General features: G+C 72.6%; 23 protein-coding genes. 4 read left to right on the top strand and 19 right to left on the bottom strand.

What is annotated here, in order from left to right; all coding sequences use genetic code 11:
- Positions 1–59 precede the first annotated feature (59 nt).
- A complete protein-coding gene (gene dxr, locus IE250_RS14005) occupies positions 60–1,226 on the bottom strand; it encodes a 1-deoxy-D-xylulose-5-phosphate reductoisomerase (protein WP_189669902.1) in 1,167 nt (388 codons plus the stop codon).
- A gap of 12 nt (positions 1,227–1,238) precedes the next feature.
- Complete coding sequence (locus IE250_RS14010) at positions 1,239–3,038, bottom strand: RyR domain-containing protein (protein ID WP_189669903.1); 1,800 nt, start codon at positions 3,036–3,038, stop codon at positions 1,239–1,241.
- 225 nt (positions 3,039–3,263) lie between these two features.
- Between IE250_RS14010 and IE250_RS14015 the strand changes: the two genes are divergently transcribed.
- Positions 3,264–6,209 (top strand): TIR domain-containing protein, encoded by a 2,946-nt coding sequence (locus IE250_RS14015; protein ID WP_189669904.1) that lies wholly within the window; start codon positions 3,264–3,266, stop codon positions 6,207–6,209.
- A gap of 85 nt (positions 6,210–6,294) precedes the next feature.
- Here the strand turns inward: IE250_RS14015 and IE250_RS14020 are convergent, their stop codons facing one another.
- Complete coding sequence (locus tag IE250_RS14020) at positions 6,295–6,915, bottom strand: hypothetical protein (protein ID WP_189669905.1); 621 nt, start codon at positions 6,913–6,915, stop codon at positions 6,295–6,297.
- A 135-nt stretch (positions 6,916–7,050) separates the two neighbouring features.
- On the opposite strand from IE250_RS14020, the gene IE250_RS14025 reads away from it, so the two are divergent.
- Positions 7,051–8,334: a DUF418 domain-containing protein gene (locus IE250_RS14025; RefSeq protein ID WP_189669906.1), complete on the top strand. Its 1,284-nt coding sequence runs from the start codon at positions 7,051–7,053 to the stop codon at positions 8,332–8,334.
- On the opposite strand, the gene IE250_RS14030 is transcribed toward IE250_RS14025, so the two are convergent.
- A complete protein-coding gene (locus IE250_RS14030; RefSeq protein WP_189669907.1) occupies positions 8,331–8,645 on the bottom strand; it encodes a hypothetical protein in 315 nt (104 codons plus the stop codon). The two genes, IE250_RS14025 and IE250_RS14030, sit on opposite strands and share 4 nt — an antisense overlap.
- Complete coding sequence (locus IE250_RS14035; RefSeq protein WP_229872457.1) at positions 8,632–9,873, bottom strand: MFS transporter; 1,242 nt, start codon at positions 9,871–9,873, stop codon at positions 8,632–8,634. The genes IE250_RS14030 and IE250_RS14035 overlap by 14 nt, the downstream gene beginning before the upstream one ends.
- Positions 9,874–9,995: 122 nt before the next feature.
- Between IE250_RS14035 and IE250_RS14040 the strand changes: the two genes are divergently transcribed.
- Complete coding sequence (locus IE250_RS14040; RefSeq protein WP_189669909.1) at positions 9,996–10,391, top strand: MerR family transcriptional regulator; 396 nt, start codon at positions 9,996–9,998, stop codon at positions 10,389–10,391.
- A gap of 118 nt (positions 10,392–10,509) precedes the next feature.
- On the opposite strand, the gene IE250_RS14045 is transcribed toward IE250_RS14040, so the two are convergent.
- The 7 genes from IE250_RS14045 to rpsB all read right to left on the bottom strand — a co-directional run bounded on the left by IE250_RS14045 (position 10,510) and on the right by rpsB (position 16,742).
- Entirely contained in the window at positions 10,510–11,052 is a 543-nt protein-coding gene (locus IE250_RS14045; protein WP_189670296.1) for a DivIVA domain-containing protein, read from the bottom strand.
- 5 nt (positions 11,053–11,057) lie between these two features.
- Positions 11,058–12,218 carry a dual-specificity RNA methyltransferase RlmN gene (gene rlmN / locus IE250_RS14050; RefSeq protein WP_189669910.1) on the bottom strand — a complete coding sequence of 387 codons (1,161 nt, stop codon included), beginning with the start codon at positions 12,216–12,218 and terminating at the stop codon, positions 11,058–11,060.
- Positions 12,218–13,054, bottom strand: a complete 837-nt coding sequence (locus tag IE250_RS14055) for a phosphatidate cytidylyltransferase (RefSeq protein ID WP_189669911.1) — start codon at positions 13,052–13,054, stop codon at positions 12,218–12,220. The genes rlmN and IE250_RS14055 overlap by 1 nt, the downstream gene beginning before the upstream one ends.
- A 50-nt stretch (positions 13,055–13,104) precedes the next feature.
- Entirely contained in the window at positions 13,105–13,662 is a 558-nt protein-coding gene (gene frr, locus IE250_RS14060) for a ribosome recycling factor (RefSeq protein ID WP_189669912.1), read from the bottom strand.
- A 109-nt stretch (positions 13,663–13,771) separates the two neighbouring features.
- Complete coding sequence (pyrH, locus tag IE250_RS14065) at positions 13,772–14,491, bottom strand: UMP kinase (protein ID WP_189670297.1); 720 nt, start codon at positions 14,489–14,491, stop codon at positions 13,772–13,774.
- A gap of 318 nt (positions 14,492–14,809) precedes the next feature.
- A complete protein-coding gene (gene tsf, locus IE250_RS14070; protein WP_189669913.1) occupies positions 14,810–15,649 on the bottom strand; it encodes a translation elongation factor Ts in 840 nt (279 codons plus the stop codon).
- Positions 15,650–15,755: 106 nt separating this feature from the next.
- Positions 15,756–16,742 carry a 30S ribosomal protein S2 gene (gene rpsB / locus IE250_RS14075; protein WP_189669914.1) on the bottom strand — a complete coding sequence of 329 codons (987 nt, stop codon included), beginning with the start codon at positions 16,740–16,742 and terminating at the stop codon, positions 15,756–15,758.
- A gap of 638 nt (positions 16,743–17,380) precedes the next feature.
- Between rpsB and IE250_RS14080 the strand changes: the two genes are divergently transcribed.
- Positions 17,381–18,028: a M23 family metallopeptidase gene (locus tag IE250_RS14080; protein WP_229872458.1), complete on the top strand. Its 648-nt coding sequence runs from the start codon at positions 17,381–17,383 to the stop codon at positions 18,026–18,028.
- A gap of 2 nt (positions 18,029–18,030) precedes the next feature.
- On the opposite strand, the gene IE250_RS14085 is transcribed toward IE250_RS14080, so the two are convergent.
- The 7 genes from IE250_RS14085 to lepB all read right to left on the bottom strand — a co-directional run bounded on the left by IE250_RS14085 (position 18,031) and on the right by lepB (position 24,225).
- Positions 18,031–18,984 carry a tyrosine recombinase XerC gene (locus tag IE250_RS14085; RefSeq protein ID WP_229872459.1) on the bottom strand — a complete coding sequence of 318 codons (954 nt, stop codon included), beginning with the start codon at positions 18,982–18,984 and terminating at the stop codon, positions 18,031–18,033.
- Between the two features lie 53 nt (positions 18,985–19,037).
- On the bottom strand, positions 19,038–20,408 hold the full coding sequence (dprA, locus tag IE250_RS14090; protein WP_189669915.1) for a DNA-processing protein DprA: 1,371 nt from the start codon (positions 20,406–20,408) through the stop codon (positions 19,038–19,040).
- Positions 20,401–21,948, bottom strand: a complete 1,548-nt coding sequence (locus IE250_RS14095; protein WP_189669916.1) for a YifB family Mg chelatase-like AAA ATPase — start codon at positions 21,946–21,948, stop codon at positions 20,401–20,403. The genes dprA and IE250_RS14095 overlap by 8 nt, the downstream gene beginning before the upstream one ends.
- The gene (locus tag IE250_RS14100) at positions 21,948–22,379 is read right to left on the bottom strand and encodes a YraN family protein (RefSeq protein ID WP_189669917.1); all 432 of its coding nucleotides are present in this window, start codon (positions 22,377–22,379) and stop codon (positions 21,948–21,950) included. Before IE250_RS14100 ends, IE250_RS14095 begins: the two co-directional genes overlap by 1 nt.
- 168 nt (positions 22,380–22,547) lie before the next feature.
- The gene (locus tag IE250_RS14105; RefSeq protein ID WP_119137991.1) at positions 22,548–22,847 is read right to left on the bottom strand and encodes a DUF2469 domain-containing protein; all 300 of its coding nucleotides are present in this window, start codon (positions 22,845–22,847) and stop codon (positions 22,548–22,550) included.
- Positions 22,848–22,854: 7 nt separating this feature from the next.
- Positions 22,855–23,553 (bottom strand): ribonuclease HII, encoded by a 699-nt coding sequence (rnhB, locus tag IE250_RS14110; RefSeq protein WP_189669918.1) that lies wholly within the window; start codon positions 23,551–23,553, stop codon positions 22,855–22,857.
- A 3-nt stretch (positions 23,554–23,556) separates the two neighbouring features.
- Positions 23,557–24,225 carry a signal peptidase I gene (gene lepB / locus IE250_RS14115; protein WP_189669919.1) on the bottom strand — a complete coding sequence of 223 codons (669 nt, stop codon included), beginning with the start codon at positions 24,223–24,225 and terminating at the stop codon, positions 23,557–23,559.
- Positions 24,226–24,231 lie beyond the last annotated feature (6 nt).

A 24,231-nucleotide genomic window follows, 5' to 3' on the forward strand; every position in this document is an offset into this window, starting at 1 on the left:
GTGATCGTTGCGACTATGTGCCCGCTTTAGGCGCAACGATCGCGCCCACAACCAAGAGGTCAGGACTTGAGGAGGTCCGTGGTGCGGGTCCGAGCCCAGGCGTCGGCCTCCAGGACGCCCTCGACCGAGCCCGCGTCGCCCGCGCCCGTCGTCGCGTGCTCCTCGACCACGGCGGCCACGGTGTCCACGATGTCGAGGAACCCGATGAGGCCGTCGTGGAACGCGTCCACGCAGACCTCGTTCGCCGCGTTGTAGACCGCCGGATGGGTGCCGCCGGCCTCGCCCACCTGCCGGGCCAGGCGGACGGCGGGGAAGGCGTCGTCGTCCAGGGGCGCGAACTCCCAGGTGGCGGCCTGGGTCCAGTCGATCGGCACGTCGACGTCGGGCAGGCGGTCCGGCCAGGACAGGCCGAGCGCGATCGGCACGAGCATCCGCGGCGGCCCGGCCTGAGCGATGGTGGAGCCGTCGACGAACTCGACCATGGAGTGGATCATCTGCTGGGGGTGCACGACGACGTCGATGGCGCTGAACGGCAGGTCGAACAGCAGGTGCGCCTCGATCACCTCGAGGCCCTTGTTCACCAGGGTCGCGGAGTTGGTGGTGACCACGCGCCCCATCGAGAAGTTGGGGTGCCGCAGGGCCTGCGCGGGCGTGACGTCCCGCAGCTCCGCGCGTGAGCGGCCGCGGAACGGCCCGCCGCTCGCGGTCACCACGAGCCTACGGACCTCGGCCGCGGACCCCGAGCGCAGCGACTGCGCGATGGCCGAGTGCTCAGAGTCCACGGGCACGATCTGGCCCTCGTGCCGCACCGCGGCCTTGACCAGGGCGCCGCCCACCACGAGCGACTCCTTGTTCGCGAGCGCCAGCGTCGAGCCGGCCGCCAGCGCGGCCAGGGTGGGGCGCAGGCCTACCGAACCGGTGATGCCGTTGAGCACGACGTCGCTCCCCCGGCCGGCCAGCTCGGTCGCGGCGTCGGGCCCGGAGAGCACCTCGACGCCGACGGCCCCTGCCTCGTGCAGCAGGGTGGTCAGCGCGGGACGCGCCGCGGCGTCGGCCACCGCGACGGCGCGCACGCCGAGCGACGCCGCCTGCCGGGCTAGGGCGGGCAGGTCCGAGCCCCCGGCGGACAGGGCGTCCACGCGGAAGCGGTCGGGGTTGCGGCCGATGACGTCGATGGCCTGCGTGCCGATGGAACCGGTGGAGCCGAGGAGGGTGACGCTTCGCATGGGCCCATCCTGTCAGCCCTCGCCGGGCTGCTCGGCCCTGCCCCGGCCGAACACCCGCCAGCCCCGGACCACGCCGCGCGGGTCTCGGACGGGTTCGCCCGCGGCCTCCCATCCGGCGTTGTCGTCGAGCGGGACCACGTGCAGGCCGAAGTCCGCGAGGATCACCGGGATCGCGCGGATCACCGCGCGGTCCTTCTCCCGGTCCGGCTCGGACAGGTCCGCCCAGGGCCGCAGGTCCGGGTGCAGGCGGCGGACGTCGTCCCGCTCGGGCCCGTAGGTCCAGCCGGCGGCGATCTTCTCCGCCATCCACCGCTCGTGCTCGTCCACGGCTCGCGCGTCCACCACGGGCTCCGGGATCCGGCCGTGCTCGGCGTCGCCGGCGGGCACGACGGTGCAGCCCATCTGGCGGAGCCGGTCGGGGATGGCGCGCACCTGTGCGCGGTTCGCGGCCCGCAGGTCCTCGGACAGGTCGGCCCACGAGACCATGGCCGGCGTGCTCTGCCAGGCGACGCCGCGAGAGCGCTGGTTGCGCAGGTAGGTCAGGTGCGCCGAGACGGCCATCAGGTCGTAGACGTCGTCGTGCACCAGCACGCCGGGCGCGGTCGCCCTGCGCAGCAGCGTCCCCGGTTCGACGACGTCGAGGCGCCCGCCGAGGTCGTCGAGGATCGCGTCGTCGTGGACGCCGAACAGCCCGCCCAGGCCCGCCAGGCGGTTGAGGCGCAGCACGACGGCGCCCCCGCTCGCGCGCCAGAGGTCGCTGTCGCGCAGGGCGTGCCGGAGCGCCTCGCCGTCGTCGTCGTGGCACACGTAGACCCGCTGCGGGATGCCGACGTCGCGGACCTCGGCGAACGTCTCCACCGGGACGAGCCGGCACGCGGCGCGCACGCTGGGCCAGCGGGCGCGCAGCGCCTCGGCGGCGTCGCGCGAGCCCGGCCCGACCAGGGTCACCGTGAGCGGTTCGCCGCCGGACGCGATCTCGACGCTTCGCAGGCGCGCGAACGCCACGACCAGCGCCCGGCCGAACGTGCCGTGCCCGACTATCGAGACGTGCGGGGCGTCGCCGCGGGCGATCGTGTGGTCGCGGCGCGCGAGGGACCGGGCGACGAGCTCGCCGAGAGTGAAGAAGTCGACGCCGGGCTGCGGGTGGCTGAGGTGCCGCGCCTGCAGCGCGAGAGCGAGCTCCGGGTCGCTGACGTGCGCGTTGAGCCGCAGGCCGGACAGGGCTGGGTCCCGGTCCGCGCGCTTGGCCACGGCCACGGTGAGCGCGTTGACGCCGGGCTCGTCGTCCTCGGCCTCGCAGGCGTAGAGCACGGCGGCGCCGGACACGCCGGCGCTGCGCAGCGACTCGGCGTCGCCCGTGGCGGTGCGCGCGACGAGCGCGCCCCGTGCCGCGAGCGCCCCGGCGATGAGGTCGGCCTCGGGCGTGCGGCCGACGACTATCGCGTGCCCGCGCATCCGGCGCGTGCGCATGAGCACGAACTGGTCGGCGAACAGCGACCGCACCGCCTCGAACACGGCGTAGCCGGTGGCGACCGGGGCGAGGAAGCGCGCGGCCTGGAGCTGCCAGGGCAGGTCGCCGCCCTCGTTCGTGGCCTCGGCGCCGAGCACGAAGAGCTGGACCGAGTAGTAGACCAGGTCCCACCCGGTGGTGCCCCAGACGAAGTCCGGGGAGGTCCGGTAGAGCCAGAAGCCCCACAGCCCGAGCCCGAACGCCACGCCGAACAGCGCGGTGAAGCCGGCGCGTACCCACGACCGGCGCACCCGCAGCCGCCGGGGTCCGCCGCTGGGGAGGACCAGCTCCGGTGCCGTCATCTCATTGCCCTCCTCGTCGACCCGACCGACCCGGCCCCGACCGACCGTCATGACCTGCGGCGACACTACACACCGGGGGATATATTTCTCCGGGTCCGCAACATTCGCCGAGGAAAGGCTGCGGAAGCGAGGATGACCGACCGGAGAGTCCGCTCCCTGCTACCCACCAAACTGCCCGCCGGCCTGCTACCCGCCAGTCTGTTACCCCCAAACAGCGCGCACGCGGTGCCGCGCGGCGCCCGGTACGACGGCTTCCTCTCGTACAGCCGCGACTCCGACGGCGAGTTCGCGCCCGCCTTCCACGCGCAGCTCCTCGACTTCGACAAGCGCGACGGCGTCCCCGACCTGAACATCTTTCTGGACCGGACCGGCCTGGCGAACAACCCCAGCCTGTGGGACGCGATCGAGCGCAAGCTCGAGCGTTCGAGCTACCTCATCCTGTTCGCCTCGGAGGGCGCCGCCAGCTCCCACTACGTGGCCAAGGAGGTGGCGTGGTGGCTCGACCACCGCGAGCCCGAGACCCTCCTGGTGGCGCTGACCAGCGGCAAGATCGTCTGGGACCAGACGGCGAACAGGATCGACACCATCAGCACCACCGCGCTGCCCGCGCCGCTCGCCCAGCGGATCGACCACGAGCCCAAGTGGACCGACCTGACGCGGCTGCGCCAGCGCCGTCGGTCCTGGCGGCACCACCCGGACCGGGCGACGGCGCTCGCCGAGCTCGTCACCCCGCTGCGCGGCCCCGATGCCAGCACCGAGGAGATCCTCAGCGCCCACATCGCCCGCCAGAGCTCGGCGGGCCTGCGCAGCCGTCTGGTGAGCGTGGTCCTCGGGGCGATACTGCTCCTGGCCGTCGGCGCGTTCGCTTACGCCTTGCGGGAGGCGGACCGCGCGAACGACGCCGTGAACGCGAATGCCGCGCACCTGCTCGGGGCGACGTCGCACGTCGTGCACCAGGACGATCCCGCGACCGCGCAGCTGCTGGCGGTCGAGGCGGTCGGCCGGCTCCGGGACGGGCAGACCCGCACGGCGCTGTTCAACGCGGTCACGGCGAACGAGCCCGCGGACCCGTACCTGCTGCGCACCGTGGACGTGCCCGAGGAGACCGAGCTCGCCGACGTCGCCCCGACCACCACCGGCATCGTCGGCCGTACCGACACCGGCGACTTCGTGCGGTGGAACCCCGACGACGGGGCGCCCACCGTCCTGCGCGGGGACCGCACCCCGTTCGGCACCGTCACCGGGTCCGAGCACACCGGACCCGTCGTGGCCGGGAGCTCGGACGGCACGGTGGTCGCCGCGGTGGACGACCTCGGCGTGACGGTCGGCCGGTTCGGGCCGCTGCCCGAGGGCAGCACCAGCCGGCAGACGCATCTCGACCTACCGGGCACGTCGGCGGTCGCGCTCACGCCCGACGGCGAGACGCTGTTCATCGCGTGGTACGACGCCGGGACCGGGAAGAACCGGATCGGCAGCATCGGCCTCGTGGGCCGGGACCTCGCCGACCTGGAGTCCGACGAGCGGCGTCTGGAGTTCGGCAGCACGGCGGACACGGAGCTCGCCGTCACGTCGCTCGCGGTCGGATCCAGCCGCACGCTCGCCGTGGCGGACGCCGCGGCTGGCACCCTCGAGATCCGCAGTCTCGACACCCTGCGGCTGAGCAGACCCGGACCGGTCGACCTGCCCGAGGGCGGCGTCCCGTCGCCGTCGCTACGCGACTGGGCGACCCTGACCTCCGGTGCCGGCGGCACCACGGTGACCGTGCACCACTGGGCCGACGGCTCGGCGCGCTCGGCGGACTGCCCGGTCCCGCGCGCCTGGTCGAACCCGGAGGTCGTGGCGATCGACGACGCCACCACCCGCGCCCTGGTCGCCACGGACAACGGGCTGATCGCGTGCGAGATCTCCGGCGGCACCGACCAGCACCGCACCTGGCACCTGTCGGGCATCCGGCGGCCCGGCCCGCCGGTGCTGGTCGGTGTCGACCGGGTAGCGGCGGCGTCGGAGGGCCGCATTGCGCTGTGGACCACGGCCGGCACGCACGGCGACATGCCGCTGCCGAGCGCGGCGGGCGCGGCGGAGGCCGCTCGGGGGCCGAGCCTGTCGAGACCCGGCCCGACTGCGGTCCTGGCCACGTTCCGGGGCGAGCCGACGCGGCCGGCGAGCACCGCGGCATCCTGGTCGGACGGCACGGTCATGATCCACGGCCTCGGCACGGTATCCCTCCCGCCCGACAGCGCGGACGCCGGCCGGCCGCTGCTGCCGGTGTGGCTCGACCCGAACCGGCTTCTGCTCATCACCCCCGACGGCAATGCGTACCGGACCCAGGGCGGGACGGTGGCCGGCTACGAGGCCGGGTTCCGCGACCTCGTACCCGGCCTCGATCGGGGCGACCCGGCCTGCGCCACGATCATGAGCGCCCAGCGCACGCAGGACGGCATCCTGCTGGTCGACGCGTGCTCCGGCCTCCACCTGCTCGACGCCGGCCTCCAGGAACGGGCCTTGTACGTGCCCGGCCCGCTGGGCAGCACGCCCCGGCTCGGCTCCGCGTGGGCGGAGCCCGGCCGGGTGGCGGTGTCCGACGACGGGAGCCGGGTCGCTGTCGCGCCCCGCGACTTCTCGCTCCGGGTCGCCGACCTCGACGCCGCGGCCCGGGGCGAGACGGAAGTCTGGACGGTGCGCGGCAGCAGCGTGGCGCAGGTGCACATGATCGGCGCGCACAACGACGCAGAGCACCGGCCGGTACCGGACCAGCTCGTCACGCTCGGCCTGGACTCGAAGGTGCGCCTGCGCACGGTCTCCGCGGCGTCGGGCCCCGAGGCGCTCGACCTCGCCGGCACGTACGGGGACGTGATGGCGGTGCTGCCGGGGCCGAACCTCGTGGCGCGGAACCAGGGCCGGGCGCTGGCGTTCTTCGACATCGACACCGGTCAGAAGGTCGGCGAGCTGGCGACGCGGCTGTACTCGCCAGGCGGCGAGGCCGCGGCGAGCGACGTGCATGCGGGCGACGGCCAGCTTCTCGTGGTCCAGAACCATGGCGTCACCACGGGGTGGACCTTCTCGGACGACCAGATGATCGCCCGGGCCTGCGCCATGGCGGGGCGGCAGCCGACCGCCGACGACATGCCCGACGGAGTGACGCTCGGCGAGAACCCGGCCTGCTCTCCCTGAATGCTTTGTTGTGGGCGTGATCGTTGCGCCTAAAACGGGCGTGTTATCGCAACGATCGCGCCCACAACAAGGGGGTACGGAGGGCTTACGCCTCCAGGCGCTTGGCCTCGTTCTCCGTCTCGTCCGCCTCGTCGTCGCGGCCCTCCTTGCGCAGCACGCTGGAGAGCGAGCGCATCGAGGCGGCGGCGTCGGTCTTGGCGAGGTCCGACGACGTCCCGCGCAGCTTGGCCCACAGGCTCATCGCCTCCTCGGCGACCTCGAGCACCTGCGAGCGCTCCTTGCCGCCGATCACCGACGTCGTGACCGTCTCCAGCGCGTGCTCCAGGGCTGCGCGCTGCTTGCCCGGGTCGTCGTCGTCGAGGCTGCGGTACAGCTCGACGGCCTCGCCCATGAGCTTGGTGGTCGGCTTGTCCTGGTCCTTCGCGGCGGCCTGGCTGCCGAACGACAGCAGCGCCACGGCCAGCCGCGACACAGTGCTGCCGGTCTCGCCGGGCAGCTTCTCCGCGCCCGAGACCACCAGCTCGTGCAGCCTGGCCACGGTGCGCGTCTCGAGGTTCTCCTCGCGCTCCGGGGTCTCGTCCTGCTCCGGGGTCTCGGCCCGCTCTGCGACGTCGACCGCCGCCTGCGGCGCCAGCTCCGGTGTCGCCTCCCCTGCTGCGGTGACCTGAGCCACCTGTGCCTGCTCCGGCAGTGCGTCCGTGCTCACTCGTTCCTCCTGTCCACGGTGCGACGAAACTACCAGAACGGGCGATCGGTCCGGTATGCGCCGTACTCCTGGGCCCAGGCCTCCGGCGGCGCGGCTTTCCTCGCGGCCAGGCCGCCGGCCTGCTGAGATGTAACCATGTCCACCACAGCCCTGACCCGGGGACCCGTCCAGGCCTCGGAGCGTTCGCCCGCACCCGACCTCGCGCGCGGCCTCATGCTCCTCCTGATCGCCGTCGCGAACACGCCCTACTACCTGTGGGGCCGCGAGATGAACTACGGGTCGTCGCACCCCGTCGACGGCTCGGCGGTCGACAAGGTGGCGGACTTCCTCATCATCACTCTCGTGGACATGCGGACCTACCCCATGTTCGCGTTCCTGTTCGGCTACGGGATGATGCAGCTCTACAACCGCCAGGTCTCCTCCGGGACCCCGGAGGACGCCGCCCGCAAGCTTCTGCAGAGGCGGAACGCCCTGCTCCTGGTGTTCGGGTTCGTCCATGCGGCCCTGCTCTGGATGGGCGACGTGCTCGGCGCGTACGGCCTGGCCGGCCTGCTCATGGTGTGGCTCTTCTTCAAGGCCAAGGACGTCACCCTGATCGTGTGGACATGGGTGTTCGGCGGGCTGCTGACGATCGGCGTGGTGTTCGCGGTGATCGGCGCGTGGTTCGTGGCGCAGCTCCCCGCGGACGACGCCCTGGCCCAGTCGATCGCGGCCGACTTCGCCCAGACGACCGACTCGATGTCGGCGACGTCGTACCTCGACTCGATCGGCGAGCGCCTGAGCTGGTGGGCGCTCGGCACGGTCGCGCAGGGCGTGCTCATGCTCGTGGTCCCGATGATGCTGCTGCTCGCGTTCTGGGCCGGCCGCCGCCGCATCCTGGAGAACCCGGGCGAGCACCTGCCGCTGCTGCGCCGCGTCGCGGTGGTCGGCATCACGATCGGCTGGCTCGGCCCGCTGCCTTCCGCGCTCGACCACGTGGGCGTCGCCATCGTGCCCGACCACGCCGCCTGGGTCTTCATCCCCGTGCAGGTCCTGACCGGCTTCTTCGGCGGCCTGGGCTACGTCGCGCTGTTCGGGCTGCTGGGCCACCGGGTGGCGCTACGCCGCAGCGGCGCGCCGTCGCGCAACCTGCTCACCACGGACGGGCCCTTCGTCGGCGCCGTCCAGGCGGTCGGCAAGCGGTCGCTGACCTCCTACCTGCTGCAGTCGGTGCTGTGCGCACCCATCCTCACCGCGTGGGGGCTCGGCCTCGGCGAGCACCTCAGCTCGTGGACGATGCTGCTGTACGCGGTGGTCGTCTGGGGAGCCACCGTGGCGTTCGCGGTCTGGCAGGAGCGCACGGGCCGCCGCGGCCCGGCCGAGGTGGCGCTGCGCCGGCTGGTCTACGGCCGGCCCGTGCAGGCTCCGGTCCAGGTCTAGGCCGGGAACGAGTCGACCGCGTCGTCCTCGCCGTCGCCGTCGGTATCCACGGAGATCGTCCGCGTTCCGCCGGCGTTCTCCAGGACGACGTCGGGCCGCCCGTCACCATCGGTGTCGTACAGCTCGACGTCGGGGACGCCGTCGGCGTCGTAGTCCTCGAACTGGGCGTCCACCACGCCGTCGCCGTCGGTGTCTGCGACCTCGACGTCAGTGATGCCGTCGCCGTCGAGGTCGTGCTTGCCGGGCTGGTCGGCCAGGAACTCGGACACGTGGTTCTCCTTGCTCGTCATCTGCTCGTCATCGCTTGTCATCGCTGCCGGATGCTCCCCCGATCATGCACCACGCGGCGGGCTGTCCGCGCCGGACAGCCAGGACCAGGCCCACCGCGGCCACGCCGACCACCACGGCCCCCAGCGCCGGCAGGGCCGACACGCCCGACCGCGCCACGACGAGCGACGCCAGCGCTGCCCCGACCGCGATGCCGCCGTTGAACAGCACGGGGATCAGCGCGCCCGCGAACGAGCGGCGCTCGGGTCCGGCCAGGCGCAGGATCAGAGTCTGCGCGAAGGGCGGCATCCCGCCCGAAACGACGCCCCACGCCACGACCACGGCGATCCCGACCACCGGGCCGGCATCCACGACGCCGAGGCCCAGCACGGTCAGCGCGGTCGCGGCCACGCTCACCACGAGGGCGGGGCCGCTCCGGTCGCCGAGCCGGCCCGCCAGCGCGACCCCCACGGCCGACGCGAGCCCGAACACCAGCAGCAGGGAACCCATGCCGCCCGGCAGGGCCTGCGCGGGCGCCTCCGTCAGGCGGGTGACGTACGTGTAGGCGCCGTAGTGGCCCACCAGGACGAGCGCGACGAGCCCGGTCACCGCCAGGAGCCGTCCCATCCCCCGCTGCGGCGCGAGGGCGGCGCCTCCCGCGTCGGGCGAAGCGCCGTCCGCCGTCGTGCCGCCGGTCCCGACAGCGCGGGCGACGACCAGCCTGACCACTACCGCACCCAGGAGGCTCAGGGCCGCGAGGGCCCAGAAGGCGGCCCGCCAGCCGGCGGCGTCCGCCACGAGCCGCGCCAGCGGCGTGCCCACCACCATCCCGAGGGTCGCCCCGCCCAGGACGACGGCGATCGCGCGCCCGAGCAGGCGGTCGGAGACCAGGTCGGCGACGTGCGCATTCGTGGTCGCCCACAGCAGCCCGACGGCGGACGCGCCAAGGACCCGCGCGCCGGCCGCCACCGGGAACGTCGGGGCGAGGGCCGTGAGCGCGGACGACAGCGCCAGGACGGCCAGCCCGCCGGCGATCACCGCGCGGCGGTCCCACCGGTGCGTCAGCCGGACGAGCGGGAAGCTCAGGACCACGACGACCGCCGCCCACATCGAGACGAGCAGGCCGGTGCTCGACTCGGCGACGCCGAGGCCGGTGCTCATCTGTTCGAGCACAGCAGTGGGAAGCATCTCGGCGGTGACCATGAGCAGCGTCCCGGCGCCGAGCACGAGCAGCGAGGGCCACGGCAGGACGTCCGCGGGCGGTGCTCCCAAGCGGGTGCCTGAAGGCGGTTCGACGACCAACCCTGCTGCTGGGGAATTGCCTGTTGTCTCCATGTCGGCAACGCTAAAGTTTGACACCAGTGTCAATGTCAAGCCCTGCTCGGAGGTAGTCCATGAAGATCGGTGAGCTCGCCACGCGAACGGGTGTGACCACCCGTCTCATCCGGTACTACGAGCAGCAGGAGCTGCTCGAGGCGGACCGTGCGCCCAACGGCTACCGCACATACACCGAGGCGCACGTGGAGCGGGTCTCGCGCGTGGCCGGCCTGGTCCAGGCGGGCATCCCGACCCGGCTGGTCAAGGTCCTCCTCGACACCGAGGACGCCGCGGCGCGCAAGCAGCCGACCTGCCCGCGCGAGGTCGCCGAGCAGCTCGCCACGGAGCTGGTGGGCGTGCAGGCGCGCATCGACTGCCTCACCCGGAGCCGGGACGCTATCCGCAGCTTCCTGACGGCTACCCAGCACGAGGTGCTGCTGCGCGAGGAACGAGAGCCCGCGGTCGCCGTCTGACCGGCTGGGCCTCCGACCTGCTGGGCCGAAGTAGAACTGTGGCGAGATAGAACTGTGGCCGAGGCGATGATCATCACCTCGGCCACAGTTCTATCTCGCCATCTACTTCGGCACGGGGTCACTCCACCCCGAGCAGGACCTCCACCGCACGGCTCAGGAACGCGTCCACCGAGGCCTCGTCGTAGGCGTCGGCACCGCGGGCCCGGCCGAACGTGGCCGACCGGATGTCGCCCGCGGTCAGCGGCTCCTGACGGTCGAAGTACCCGATCAGCCGGTCGCACAGGTCGTCGACGTCGTCCTTGTCGTAACCCTGGGCGCCGCGGTCGGCGGGTGCGAACTTCTCGCCGTCGGGCCGGCCCAGCCGCCCGTAAAGCGAACGCGCACGCTCGGCGAGCGCGTTCATCCAGGCCTGCTGGCCGTGCGCGGCCGCGTACTCCGCACGCTGCCGGGCGATGAACGCCGCCTCCAGCCGGTCGAGCGCCGCGTCGACCTCGTGGGTGTTGTACCCGCCACGGGTCAGGTCGAATGTCGAGGCCTGGATGTCGGCACTCGTCAGCCGGTCCGCAGTGCGTCCCTCGTATGCCTGCCGGGCGTGCTCGAAGAACTCGTCGACCTCGTCCTTGTCGTACCCGGTGCGCATCGCGGGAACGCTGTTGAACATCCCACTCACTCGTCGTCCTCCTCAGCCGCCAGCTGCCCGCATGCCCCGTCGATGTCGCTGCCGCGGGTGTCACGGATGGTGGTCGGGATCCCGTGACCGCGCAATCGTGCCACAAACTCGTCCTCCACCTCACGATCGCTCGCAGTCCAGATCGATCCGGGGGTCGGGTTGAGCGGGATCGGGTTCACGTGCACCCATCCGCGGCCGCGCGCGTTGAGCTTCTCGCCCAGCAGGTCAGCGCGCCACGCGTGGTCGTTCATGTCCTTGATCAAGGCGTACTCGATGGACACACGACGCCCCGTCACCTCGAAGTAGTTCCGCGCGGTGTCCAGCGTCTCGTCCACGCTCCAGCGGGTGTTGATCGGCACCAGCTCGGAGCGCAGGTCGTCGTCGGGCGCGTGCAGCGACACCGCGAGCGTCACCGGGATGCCCTCCTTGGTGAGCTTCTGCATGGCCGGGACCAGGCCCACCGTGGAGACCGTGATGTTGCGGGCCGACATGCCGAGGCCCTCCGGCTGCGGCGCCACCAGGGCCCGCACCGTCTCCATCACTGCCTTGTAGTTGGCCAGCGGCTCACCCATACCCATGAACACCAGGTTGTTCAGCCGGGTGACGCCGCCGGGGATCTCGCCGTCGGCCAGCGAGCGGAACGCCGCGCGGACCTGCTCCAGGATCTCCGCCGTCGACAGGTTGCGCGTCAGCCCCAGCTGGCCCGTGGCACAGAACGGGCACGCCATACCGCAGCCGGCCTGGCTCGAGACGCAGAGCGTGGTGCGGTTCGGGTAGCGCATCAGCACCGACTCGACCTTGGCGTCGTCGAACAGGTGCCACAGGGTCTTGACGGTGGTGCCGCCGTCGGCCTCCAGCTTGCGCGTGGGGCGGATCAGCTCCGGGAACATCGTGGCCGCGAGGTTCTCCCGGGACTTCGCCGGGAGGTCCGTCATCTTCGCCGCGTCGCTCGTGTAGTGCGTGAAGTAGTGCGTGGCGAGCTGCTTGGCGCGGAACGCCGGCTCCCCCGCCTCGATCACGGAGGCCACCCGCTCCTCGGGCGTGAGGTCGGCGAAGTGCCTCGGCGGCTTGCCGCGGCGCTTGGGCGCCATCTGCAGCGGAATCGCAGGGGTCTCGTCCGAGGGCCGGACGGTCGGCTGGGCGAGGGACGTTTTCATCAGGCAACCACCGAGAGCACGAGATAGACGAAGGGCGCTGTGATCAGCATCGAGTCGAGACGGTCCAGCACGCCCCCGTGCCCCGGGAGCAATGAGCCCATGTCCTTCAATTCTAGGTCACGCTTGAGCAGCGATTCAGCGAGATCGCCCACAGTTGCAGTGACGGCGGTCATGACCCCGAGCGCGATGCCGAGCACCGGGCTCTCTCCCAGCCCGTACACCGCTCCGAGCACGCCCACCGCCGTGGCCAGCACTATCGAGCCGGCCAGGCCCTCCCACGACTTCTTGGGGCTCACTGTCGGCGCCAGCGGGTGCCGGCCCAGCATCACGCCGGCGACGTAGCCGCCGGTGTCGTTGGCGACCGCCAGGAGGATGAACAGCACCACGCGGATCTCGCCGTCGGGCTGCGCCAGCATCAGCACCACGAAGCCGGCCATGAACGGGAGGTACGCGCCGGCGAAGACGGCCGCGGCGGAGTCCCGCACGGCGCCCAGGCCGGAGCCGTCGAGCGCCCTCCACACCACGGCGGCGGCGACCGTCAGCACGAAGGCGACGAACAGCGCCTCCGGGCCGCCCCGGTATGCCGAGACGACCATGCCGGCGGCCCCCACGAACAGCGGGACCATGGGCAGGTGCAGGTCGCGGCGCGCGAACGCCTGGCGCAGCTCCCAGAGGCCCGCCCACATGAGGGCGACCACGAACAGGACGAACGGCTCGGGCCGCCAGTACAACGACGCCCCGACGATGCCGAGCAGCCCGAGACCGACGAGAATCGCGGCGGGCAGGTTGCGGCCCGCGCGCGACGCTTGCGGGGTAGGTGCGGACTCAGGGCTCACGACGACGTGCGCATTATCTCGCTCAGTTCTGTCTCGAGGCGGTGCGGACATCAGACCTCGAGCAGCTCGCTCTCCTTGCTGGAGAGCAACTGGTCGATGACGTCGACGTGGCTCTTGGTGAGCTTGTCCAGCTCCTTCTCGGCGCGCGTGACCTCGTCCTCGCCGGCCTCACCGTCCTTGACGATGCGGTCCAGCTCTTCCTTGGCCTTGCGCCGGATGTTGCGCACGGAGACGCGCGCCTCCTCGGCCTTAGTCTTGGCGAGCTTCACATAGTCGCGACGGCGCTCCTCCGTGAGGGAGGGCAGCACCACGCGGACGACGTTGCCGTCGGTCGCCGGGTTCACGCCCAGGTCCGAGTCGCGCAGCGCCTTCTCGACGGCAGGCAGCGAGGTCTTGTCGAACGGGGCCACCATCACCGTGCGGGCATCCGGGATGTTGAACGACGCCAGCTGCTGCAGCGGCGTGGGCGCGCCGTAGTAGTCGACCGTGATCTTGCTGAACATCCCAGCGTTCGCGCGACCGGTGCGGATACCCGCGAAGTCCTCCTTGGCGACCTCGATCGCCTTCTCCATCTTTTCCTCGGCTTCGAGGAGGGTCTCGTCGATCACCACTGCTCCTGTCGTTCGTCTACGGGTGGTGCCGGGGCCACTCTACGGACAGTTTGCCCGGCTACCGAAAGGATCGCGCGTTTGCCGGGACTCGCCCGTCCGCACGTGGTTAGCGTGTGGTGATCAGCGTGCCGATCGGCTCGCCGGCCAGCGCACGGGTGACATTGCCCTCGCCCTCCATGCCGAAGACTCGCATCTGGACGTCGTTGTCGCGGCACATGGCCAGCGCCGTGTCGTCCATGACGCCGAGCCGGTTCACGAGGGCGTCGGTGTAGGTCAGGTGGTCGAGCTTCTTCGCGTCAGGGTTGCGGCGGGGGTCGGAGTCGTACACGCCGTCGACGCCGTTCTTGCCCATGACCACCTGCTCGCAGTGCGTCTCCAGGGCGCGCTGCACCGAGACGGTGTCGGTGGAGAAGTACGGCATGCCTGCGCCCGCGCCGAAGATGACCACGCGGCCCTTCTCCATGTGCCGGATCGCGCGCAGCGGGATGTACGGCTCGGCGACCTGGCCCATCGTGATGGCGGTCTGCACGCGCGTCTTGACGCCGGCCTGCTCCAGGAAGTCCTGGAGGGCCAGGCAGTTCATGACCGTGCCCAGCATGCCCATGTAGTCCGCGCGGGCGCGGTCCATCCCGGCCACGCTCAGCTCGGCGCCGCGGAAGAAGTTCCCGCCGCCGACGACGATCGCGACCTGCACGCCGTCGCGGACGGCCACGCCGATCTCCTTCGCTATACGCCGGACGACGTCGGCGTCGAGCCCTACGCTGCCGCCGCCGAACGCCTCGCCCGACAGCTTCAGGAGCACCCGCCGGGCCGGCTTGCCATCCATGTCCACCGCGAAGTTCTGGGTCGCCTCGTCGCTCACTGGTTCGTCACCCTTCGGTCGTCACTGTCGGACACTGGCCCTCCCGGAATACTGCCCGACTCGCGGGCAACGCACCTCCGCGCCGGGCAGAGGCGTCCGGGACGACCTCGAGACCCCTGGTGCGAGGTGGAGCCCACCCGGCTCTACACCGCACCGAAGATATCGAAGTCGCCGCGCTCCATTCAGGAGCGTGGCCTGCGAGCCGTCCCCGTCGACGGGACCGGCCCGCGTATGCGTCGGCCCGGCCCGCGCCGAAGCGCGGACCGGGCCGACCGAGCTGCGTCAGGAACCGACGCGGAAACGCACGAACGCGGTCAGGGATCCGTTCACGGCGGCGACGTGCTTGCCGACCGTGGTCTTCGGGTCCTTGGCCAGCGGCTGGTCGATGAGAACGACCTCCTTGAAGAAGCCGTTCAGGCGACCCTCGACGATCTTGGGCAGCGCGGCCTCCGGCTTGCCCTCGTTCTTCGAGGTCTCCAGAGCGATCGCACGCTCCTTCTCGACGACGTCCGCCGGTACGTCCTCACGCGTGAGGTACTTCGGGGCCATCGCCGCGATGTGCTGCGCGACGTCCTTGGCGACGGCCGCACCGGCCTCGTCGGTGACGACGAGGACACCGATCGACGGCGGCAGGTCCTTGGCCGTCTTGTGGAGGTAGGTCGTGACCTTGGGGCCCTCGACGCGCGCGACGCGGCGCAGGACGAGCTTCTCGCCCAGCGTTGCGCCCTGAACGGCGATGAGCTCGGCGACGGTGCCCTCAGCGGCGGCGGCGGCCGCGGCCGCAACCTCGTCGGTGGCACCGGCGGCAGCCACGGCCTCGAGGACGGCGTCGGCCAGCGCGATGAACTTCTCGTTCTTGACGACGAAGTCGGTCTCGGCGTTCAGCTCGATCATCGTGGCGACCTGGCCGGCCGCGGTGTCCTCGACCTTGACGGCCACGAGGCCCTCGGACGTGGCGTTGCCCTCGCGCTTGGCGGCGCGGGCCAGGCCCTTGGTGCGGATGATCTCGATGGCCTTCTCGGCGTTGCCGTCGGCCTCGTCGAGGGCCTTCTTGACGTCGAGCATGCCGGCGCCGGTCCGCTCACGCAGCGCCTTGATGTCAGCGGCGGTGTAGTTCGCCATTGTTCTGGTCCTCCGTGCAGTCGTGTTGTTCGTGGGAGGTCGTGCGACCTTCAGGAGCGGAGCGCCGACCGGGTCCGGATGAAGCGGACCCGGCCGACGCAGCGCGTCACTTCTCGGTCTCGGCCTCGGCGGCCTCCGGGGCGACCTCAGCGGCAGCCTCGGTGACCTCGGGGGCGGCGGCCGGAGCGGCCTCGGCGGCCTCGACGGCCTCCACGACCTCGGCGGGAGCAGCCGGGGTGGCGGCCTGAGCAGCCTCGACAGCGGCCTCGGAGACGGTGTCCCCGGTGGCCTCAGCCGGAGCGTCGACCGTGCCCTCGGTGGTCTCGCCGGCCAGGAGCTCGCGCTCCCACTCGGCGAGCGGCTCGGCGGCGGCCTCGGCCTCGGCACCGGTCTTGCCACCCGAGTGGCGCTGCATGAGGCCCTCGGCGGCGGCGTCCGCGATCACGCGGGTGAGCAGCGTGACAGAGCGGATCGCGTCGTCGTTGCCCGGGATCGCGTAGTCGACCATGTCGGGGTCGCAGTTGGTGTCGAGGATCGCCACGACGGGGATGCCCAGCTTGCGGGCCTCGTCCACCGCGAGGTGCTCCTTGTTCGTGTCGACGATCCAGACGGCCGAGGGAACCTTGGCCATGTCACGGATACCGCCGAGCGTGCGCGCGAGCTTGTCCTTCTCGCGGCGCAGGACCAGGAGCTCCTTCTTCGTGAGGCCCGAGGCGGCCACGTCGTCGAAGTCGATCTCCTCGAGCTCCTTCATCCGCTGCAGGCGCTTGTGCACCGTGGTGAAGTTCGTGAGCATGCCACCGAGCCAGCGGTGGTTCACGTAGGGCATCCCGACGCGGGCGGCCTGCTCGGCCACGGGCTCCTGTGCCTGCTTCTTGGTGCCGACGAAGAGGATCGAGCCGCCGTGGGCGACCGTCTCCTTGACGAAGTCGTAGGCGCTGTCGATGAAGTGCAGCGACTGCTGCAGGTCGACGATGTAGATGCCGTTGCGCTCCGTGAAGATGAAGCGCTTCATCTTCGGGTTCCAACGGCGGGTCTGGTGTCCGAAGTGGACACCGCTCTCGAGGAGCTGGCGCATGGACACGACGGCCATGACACGTCCTTTCGGTGCGGCCGAGATCGACTCGGGTGCTCCGCACGCATTTCAGGGCGGCCCCAGGCTGACGCCCTGGACCGCGGGTTCGGTTGAGGTCGGCACCGATGTTGGTGCCCCTGGCGCCACGCCTTGCCCGACGCCGACCCTGTGGGCCGGACCGCTGCCGGACGCGACTTGATGTGACGCGCGTTGTCGACCGGGTTCTCCCTGCCGGTGGACTGCTCGTCTGCCAGACGAGGAGAGCATGCCGGTCGCGGGTGGAAGTCTACCCGACCGGCCCCCGCAACGATGACCCGAGTGCAGTGCGGCAACTGTGACGTCCCGCGCTCCCGCGGAGACCTTGATCCGGGGCGCAGCTCTGTAATTCCTCGCGCCGCCGGAACGACCCTCGCGACGGCGCCAGCAGGCGGCGAGCACGACCACAGGGAGGGCTCGAGCCTGCTTGTGCACAGGCGGGCCTCCGCCGCCCGCTCCGGCGCGGCCACCCGGGTGATGCTCACGGGATGACGACACTTCCGAGCTGCTCCGCCGGCCGTGCCCGCCCCGGTGCCCGCGATCGAACCGGCGGTCGAGCGCGCATCACTGGTCGAACCCGCCGTCGAGCGTGTGGTCGAACCCGCACCGTTGCCCTGACGGTGCTGTGCACCGTCGCCCTGATCGCCCTCACGGCGACCGGGCCTGCCGCCGCACTGCGCTCGGGGCCGGACGTCGCCATCCCCGCGAGCATCGACCGCACGCGCGCGCCGGCCGACGACTCCCGGGTGGGCCCGGTCGACGCTCCCCGGGCGGGCGTCTCGCGGGCCGATGCTCCGCAACCCGGCACAGAGCCGACCGGTTACGTGCCGCCGGTGCCCGGTGCGGACCCGCCGTCCGGCGTCGAGCGCCGGTTCGATCCGCCGGAGCACGAGTGGGGAGCCGGACATCGCGGTGTGGACCTGACCGCGCCTGCGGGCTCGCGCGTGCTGGCTCCTGGCGCCGGTGTCGTGACGTTCGCCGGACAGGTCGCGCGGCGCGGGGTCGTGGTGGTCACCCACCCGGACGGCCTGCGGTCGAGCCTGGAGCCGGTCGCGGCGTCCGTGCCGGTCGGGATGGCAGTCACCGCGGGTACGGCGATCGGCGTCGTCGAGAGCGGGCCTGCGGGCGGCAGCGGTGGAGATGGCACGACGCCGAACCACTGCGCGCCCAGCTCGTGCGTGCACTGGGGTGTGCGACGGGGCGAGCGCTACATCGACCCGCTGTCCCTGCTGGACCGCCCGACGATCGTGCTGCTCCCCGACCGCTGAGCTCAGGCGCGCGGGAAGGCCTGGGCGTAGACGCTGCGCAGCCGCTCGGCGTCCACGTGGGTGTAGCGCTGGGTGGTCGCGAGGTTCGCGTGGCCCAGCACCTCCTGCACCGCGCGCAGGTCGGAGCCGCCCTGCAGCAGGTGGGTAGCGGCGGAGTGGCGCAGGGCGTGCGGCGCGACGTCGTCGACGCCCGCCTGGGCCGCGAGGCGGTGCACGGCCTCGCGCACCTGGCGCTGGCCCCAGCGTCCGCCGCGCTCCCCCACGAGAAACGCGTCGCCGGTCGTGGCCGTGGCCAGCACGGGCCGTCCGTCGGCCAGCCAGGCGTCCACGGAACGCGCGGCCGGGATGCCGAACGGCACCACCCGCTCCTTGCCGCCCTTGCCGAGCACCCGCACGAGCCGGTCCCGGGAGTCCACGTGCCCGACGTCGACGGATACCAGCTCACCCACGCGGATCCCCGCGCCGTACAGCAGCTCCGCGGCGACCCACGAACGCAGGGCCGCCGGCCGTGCCGCCTCGTCGGCGTCGTCCGCGGCGGCCCGCGCGCCGTCGAGCAGACGGCTGGCCGCGTCCACGTCGAGCACGGTGGGCAGGGTGCGCGGCACCTTCGGGCTCGCGAGGCGGGCCGAGGGGTCCACGGGCACCAGCCCCGTGCGGTGCGCCCAGCGCAGGAACGCGCGCGCGGAGGCGCCACGGCGGGCGAGCGTGGAGCGCGCGAGCCCCCGGTCCGACTGGGACGCGAGCCACCCACGCAGCAGCGTGAGGTCGATGGCGTCGAGACGCGTGCTGCCATGCCGCGTCGCGTACCGGAGGAGATCGGTCACGTCCGCTACGTAGGCGCGCCGAGTGTGAGCGGAGTGCCCGCGCTGGGCGTGCAGGTAGCTGGCGAACCGGGACACGGCGTCGGAAAGCTGCTCGGGCAGTCGAGGCAAGCCGGACAGGTCGGTAAGGTCCACGTTTGCCAGTGTGCAGCTCGCCCGCCGCAGGGTGAAGAAGGCGCGCCGCCCGTTCAGCGCCTGCGCCAGCCACCGTCCTTCCGCTCGGCCAGGCCCATCAGCTCCAGCAGCCCGAGCGCCCCGGTCGCCTCGCCGAGCGCGAGCCCCGCGACACGAGCGATCGAGCGTTCGTGCGCCGGCCTCCGCACGGGCAGGGCGTCGAGCACCGCCTTGCCCGCGGCGTCGAGGTCATCGCCCGGCCGCGTCTCGCCTCGCCGCTCCGGTGCCGACTCCCCCACGTGCCCGACCAGCTCGGCGGCCTCGGCGGCGTCGGTGACGCACACGGCGGCGCCGCGACGCAGCAGCTCGTGACAGCCCGCGGACGCCATCGACGTGACCGGCCCCGGCACCGCACCCAGCGGGCGCAGCAGGGCCGCCGCATGGTTGGCCGTGGAGAGCGCGCCGGAGCGCAGCGACGCCTCGACCACCACCGTGCCTGCCGTGAGCGCGGCGATGAGCCGGTTCCGCTTGAGGAACCGCTGCTTGCCCGGCGCCGAACCGGGAGGCGCCTCGCTCACCACGGCGCCCTGCTCGATGGCGCGCAGCAGCAGGTAGGTATTGCTCGCGGGGTACAGCCGGTCGACGCCCCCCGCCAGGAACGCCACGGTCGGCGACCCGGACACCAGCGCGCCGCGGTGCGCCTCCGCATCGATCCCGTTGGCGCCGCCCGAGACCACCGTGAACCCGCGGTCGGCCAGGCCGCACGCCAGGTTGCGCGTCACGCGGATGCCGTACTCGGTGCAGGCACGCGATCCGACCAGCGACGCCGAGCGCGCCGCCAGCCGGGCCAGGTCGGGGTCACCGCGCACCCACAGCGCCAGGGGCGCGGTGGCGCCGAGGCCGCTGAGAGCCGTCGGCCAGCGGGGGTCGTCCGGTGCCAGAAAGGTGCCGCCGTACCGGCCGAGCACGGCGAGCTCGCCCTCGGGATCGAGGCGCTCGAGCCGGGGCGCCCAGCGCCGCACGGCCGCGGCGACCAGCCCGGCGGCGCGTGTCCCGGACACCGGCGGGCCCTCGCCGACCGGCCCGAGCAGCCGCCCCGGCGCGTCGGTCGGGCGGGCCGGGGCCCAGTTCGCGCCCGAAGCCGCACCCTCACCCGACGCCGGGCCCGCACCCGTGCCATGCGCCGAGCCCGCACCCGGATCGGCACCCGCCCCCAGCAGGCCGCCACCACCGATCCGCCGGAGCGCGGCGCCGGACCGCTCGGGATCCCGGGCGGCGTCGACCAGCCAGTCGAGCGCGTCGACGGGCCCGAGATGCCCCACCAGGGCGCCGGCCACGGGATCACCGGGCTCGGCGATCCGGCTCCACGCAGCCCGCGCCAGCACCGGGTCGCGGGTGTCGAACCGCAGCCCCGTACGTGGCAGCTCGAAGAGCGGCTCAGCCATGGTCGCCTCCCGTGCGCAGCAGCCGCGCATTCCCGACGTCGGACACCGTGGGGGCCGCGCGCCCCGCGAGGTCGGCGATGGTCCAGGCCATCCGCAGCACCCGGTCCACGCCGCGCAGGCTCAGCGTCCCCGCGGTCAGGGCGGTCTCGATCGGAGCGAGCAGGCCGGGGTGCGGCCTGAGCAGGTCACGCAGGAACCGCCCCGGCATCTCCGCGTTGGTGGACCAGGGCGTGTCGGCCAGCCGAGCCCGTGCGGCCTCCCGCGCGGCGAGCACCCGGGCGGCAACGGACGACGTCGGCTCGGACGTGCCCTCCACCCGCTCGACCCGGTCGACGGGATGCACCTCGACCTGCACGTCCACCCTGTCCAGCAGCGGCCCCGACAGCCGCGCGAAGTACCGGCGCCGCACCGTGGGTGAGCATGTGCACTCCAGCCCCTTGCCGATGGCGAGCCCGCACGGGCACGGGTTGGCCGCCAGGACGAGCTGGAACCGAGCCGGGTAGCGCGCCGCGCCGCCCGACCGGTGGATCACCAGCTCGCCCTGCTCCAGCGGCTGCCGAAGGGTCTCCAGCACCTTGCTCCCGAACTCTGGCGCCTCGTCCAGGAAGAGCACTCCGCGGTGCGCCCGCGACACCGCACCCGGGCGCGGGATGCCGGATCCGCCGCCCACCACCGCCGCCTGCGTCGCGGTGTGGTGCGGGTCCTCGAACGGCGGCCGACGGATCAGTCCCCCGCCCGGGTCGAACGTGCCCGCCACCGAGTGCACGGCCGTGACCTCGACAGCCTCCCGGTCGGTGAGGTCGGGGAGGATCCCCGGCAGGCGGGAGGCCAGCATGGTCTTGCCCGCGCCCGGCGGGCCGACGAGCAGCAGGTGGTGGCCGCCGGCGGCCGCCACCTCAAGGGCTGCGCGAGGCCGCTCCTGCCCCACGACGTCGGCCAGGTCGCCCGGCAGGCGAGCGGACAGCGCGGAGCGGGTGGGCCGCACGGCCACCACCTCACGCACCAGCTCCGGCGGCCCGCCGTGCAGGGCCACCACCTCGGCCAGGCTCGCCGCGCCCACGACCCGGGCACCCGGCACCAGCCGCGCCTCGTCGAGGTCCCCGGCCGCCACGACGACGTCCGGATAACCCGCGTCGACGGCCGCTGCAACGGTCGGCAGCACCCCGCGCACCGGCTGGATGCGCCCGTCGAGCCCGAGCTCGCCCAGGTGCACCACCCGGTCGAGCCCCACCCTGCTCAGCCCGGCGGACGACGGCCCCTCCGCTCCCGCGAGGATCGCCACGGCGATGGCCAGGTCGTACGCGCTGCCCTGCTTGCGCAGCGACGCGGGCGACAAGTTCACGGTGATCTTCTTGACGGGCCAGTGCAGCCCCGTGGACGTCACCGCTGCCCGCACCCGGTCACGTGACTCGCTCAGGGCGGCGTCCGGCAGCCCCACCAGCGTGAACCCCGGGACCGACGCTGCGAGGTGCGCCTGCACCTCCACCACGTGCCCCTGCATCCCGACGAGCGACACCGCCCGCGTGGTCGCGATACCCATCAGGCCACCGACTCGAGGTGCTCGACGACTGCGCGCCCCTGCTCCTGCAGCGTCACCGCGACCACGTCGATACGGATCGCGCCGAAGCGCGGGCGGGTCTCGGGCAGTACCGGCGCCTGGCTGCCCGGCGCCGCGCCCTCCTGCAGCCGCGCCGCGGCGGGGCGTTCCCGGAAGACGGTGAGCCACTGCCCCGTCAGCCGTTTGATGCGCGCCAGCTTGCGTGGCGTGACCGCCTCCGCCGGATGTCCGAACCCCAGGCTCGACCGGGTCTTGACCTCGACCACCACGAGCACGTCGCCGTCGAGGGCGACGATGTCGAGCTCCCCGTCCTTGCCGCGCCAGTTGGTGTCGAGCACCTGCCAGCCACGCGCCTCCACGTGCCGCAGCGCAACCCGCTCGCCGTACCGGCCCACGCCGTCTTTCTTCGCCATCGCGTCCACCTCCATGACCAGCCTTGGTCACGGCAGGGCCGTCCGACGGCGCTCGCGGGCTCACCTGTGCACAGATCGACGATCCACAGGGCCGGCGTAGCGCTCGGACCGCTGGAATCTCGTCACGAGGGTCTGTGCGAGCCTCCGACGAGCTTCAGCCGGTCGGCCTCAGAGCGCCAGCTCGGCCTTCGCCAGCTCCTCGACGTTCACGTCCTTGAACGTCACGACGCGCACCGACTTCACGAAGCGCGCCGAGCGGTAGACGTCCCACACCCAGGCATCGCCGAGCCGCAGCTCGAAGTACACCTCGCCCGCGGCGGACCGCACCTGAAGGTCCACCTGGTTGGCCAGGTAGAACCGGCGTTCGGTCTCCACCACATAGGAGAACAGGCCCACCACGTCGCGGTATTCGCGATAGAGCGCGAGCTCCATCTCGGTCTCGTAGTTCTCGAGGTCTTCGGCGCTCACGACGACATCATCCCACCGACGCAGGCGTTCCGGGCAGGTTCCAGGACCTGCGGTGCTGCGGCGTCGGCCCGTACAGCCCGAGGGCGTCCATGTGCGCCTGCGCGCTGTAGCCCTTGTTCTGGTCCCACGCGTACTCGGGGTGCTGCTTCGCCAGCTCGACCAGGATCGCGTCGCGCTCGACCTTGGCCAGCACGCTGGCGGCGGCCACGGACGTGCACGTCATGTCGGCCTTGATGAGGGTCCGCACCGTGGGCAGCGGGTCGTCGGCCACCGCGAGGGCTTCCGCGGCAGCGAACAGGTCCAGGTCCAGCGCCGGGGTCGAGAGCCAGTCGTGCTGTCCGTCCAGCACGACGACGTCGATGGCGCCGCACTGGAGCCGCACCTGCGCGAGCGCGCGCCGCCCCGCCGTCCGGAGCGCCGCGATGATGCCGAGCTCGTCGATCTCGGCCGGGCTCGCGTGGCCCACTGCCCAGGCCACCGCCCAGCGCCGGACGGCCGGCGCGATGGCCTCGCGCGCGATCGGCGTCAGCAGCTTCGAGTCGGCGACGCCCTTGGGCCCGGTGCGGGTACCGGCGTCGACCACCACGACGCCCACGCTGACCGGGCCCGCGAGGGCCCCGCGCCCCACCTCGTCCATACCCGCCACGAGGCGGGCGCCTGAGGCGAGGAGCGCCCGTTCCTGTCGCAGCGTGGGCACCTTGCGCACCACCTACTTGCTCGCGGTGGGCGAGTCCGGAACCGCGCCGAAGACGGCGTCCGGGCGGCTGTGCCAGTCCAGCCGGTCCAGCGGCCACACGGTCGCGAACGCAGTGCCTACGACGTTGTCGACGGGCACGAACCCGCCGCCCGGCTTACCGCGGTTGTACCGCGAGTCCTGCGAGTTCTGGCGGTTGTCACCCATGACCCACAGCATGTCCGCGGGCACGGTGACGTCGAACGGGTCCTGGCTCGGGACCGATCCTGGCTTGATGTACGTCTCGTCGACCGGCGTGCCGTTCACCGACACGCGCCCCTCCGCGTCGCAGCACACGACCTTGTCACCGGGGAGGCCGATCAGGCGCTTGATGAGGTGGTCGCCGGTGTCCTGCGGGAGCAGCCCCACAGTCGTCAGGAGCGAGACAGCCGCGTTGCCCACCGGCCCACGGTCCGGTGCCGGGTACGGCGGCAGCCAGTCGCCCGGGTCCACGAAGACGACGATGTCCCCGTGCTCCAGGTCGAACGGGCCAGGTGTCAGGCGCGACGCCATCACGCGGTCGCCCTGCGTCAGCGTGTCCTCCATGGACGCGCTCGGGATGTAGAACGGCTGCACCAGCAGCGTCTTGATCAGCCACGACAGGATCAGCGCGCTGACCACGATGATCGCGATCTCCTTGAGCATCGCGAG

The organism is Promicromonospora soli (genome assembly GCF_014653785.1).
Lineage (GTDB): Bacteria > Actinomycetota > Actinomycetes > Actinomycetales > Cellulomonadaceae > Promicromonospora > Promicromonospora soli.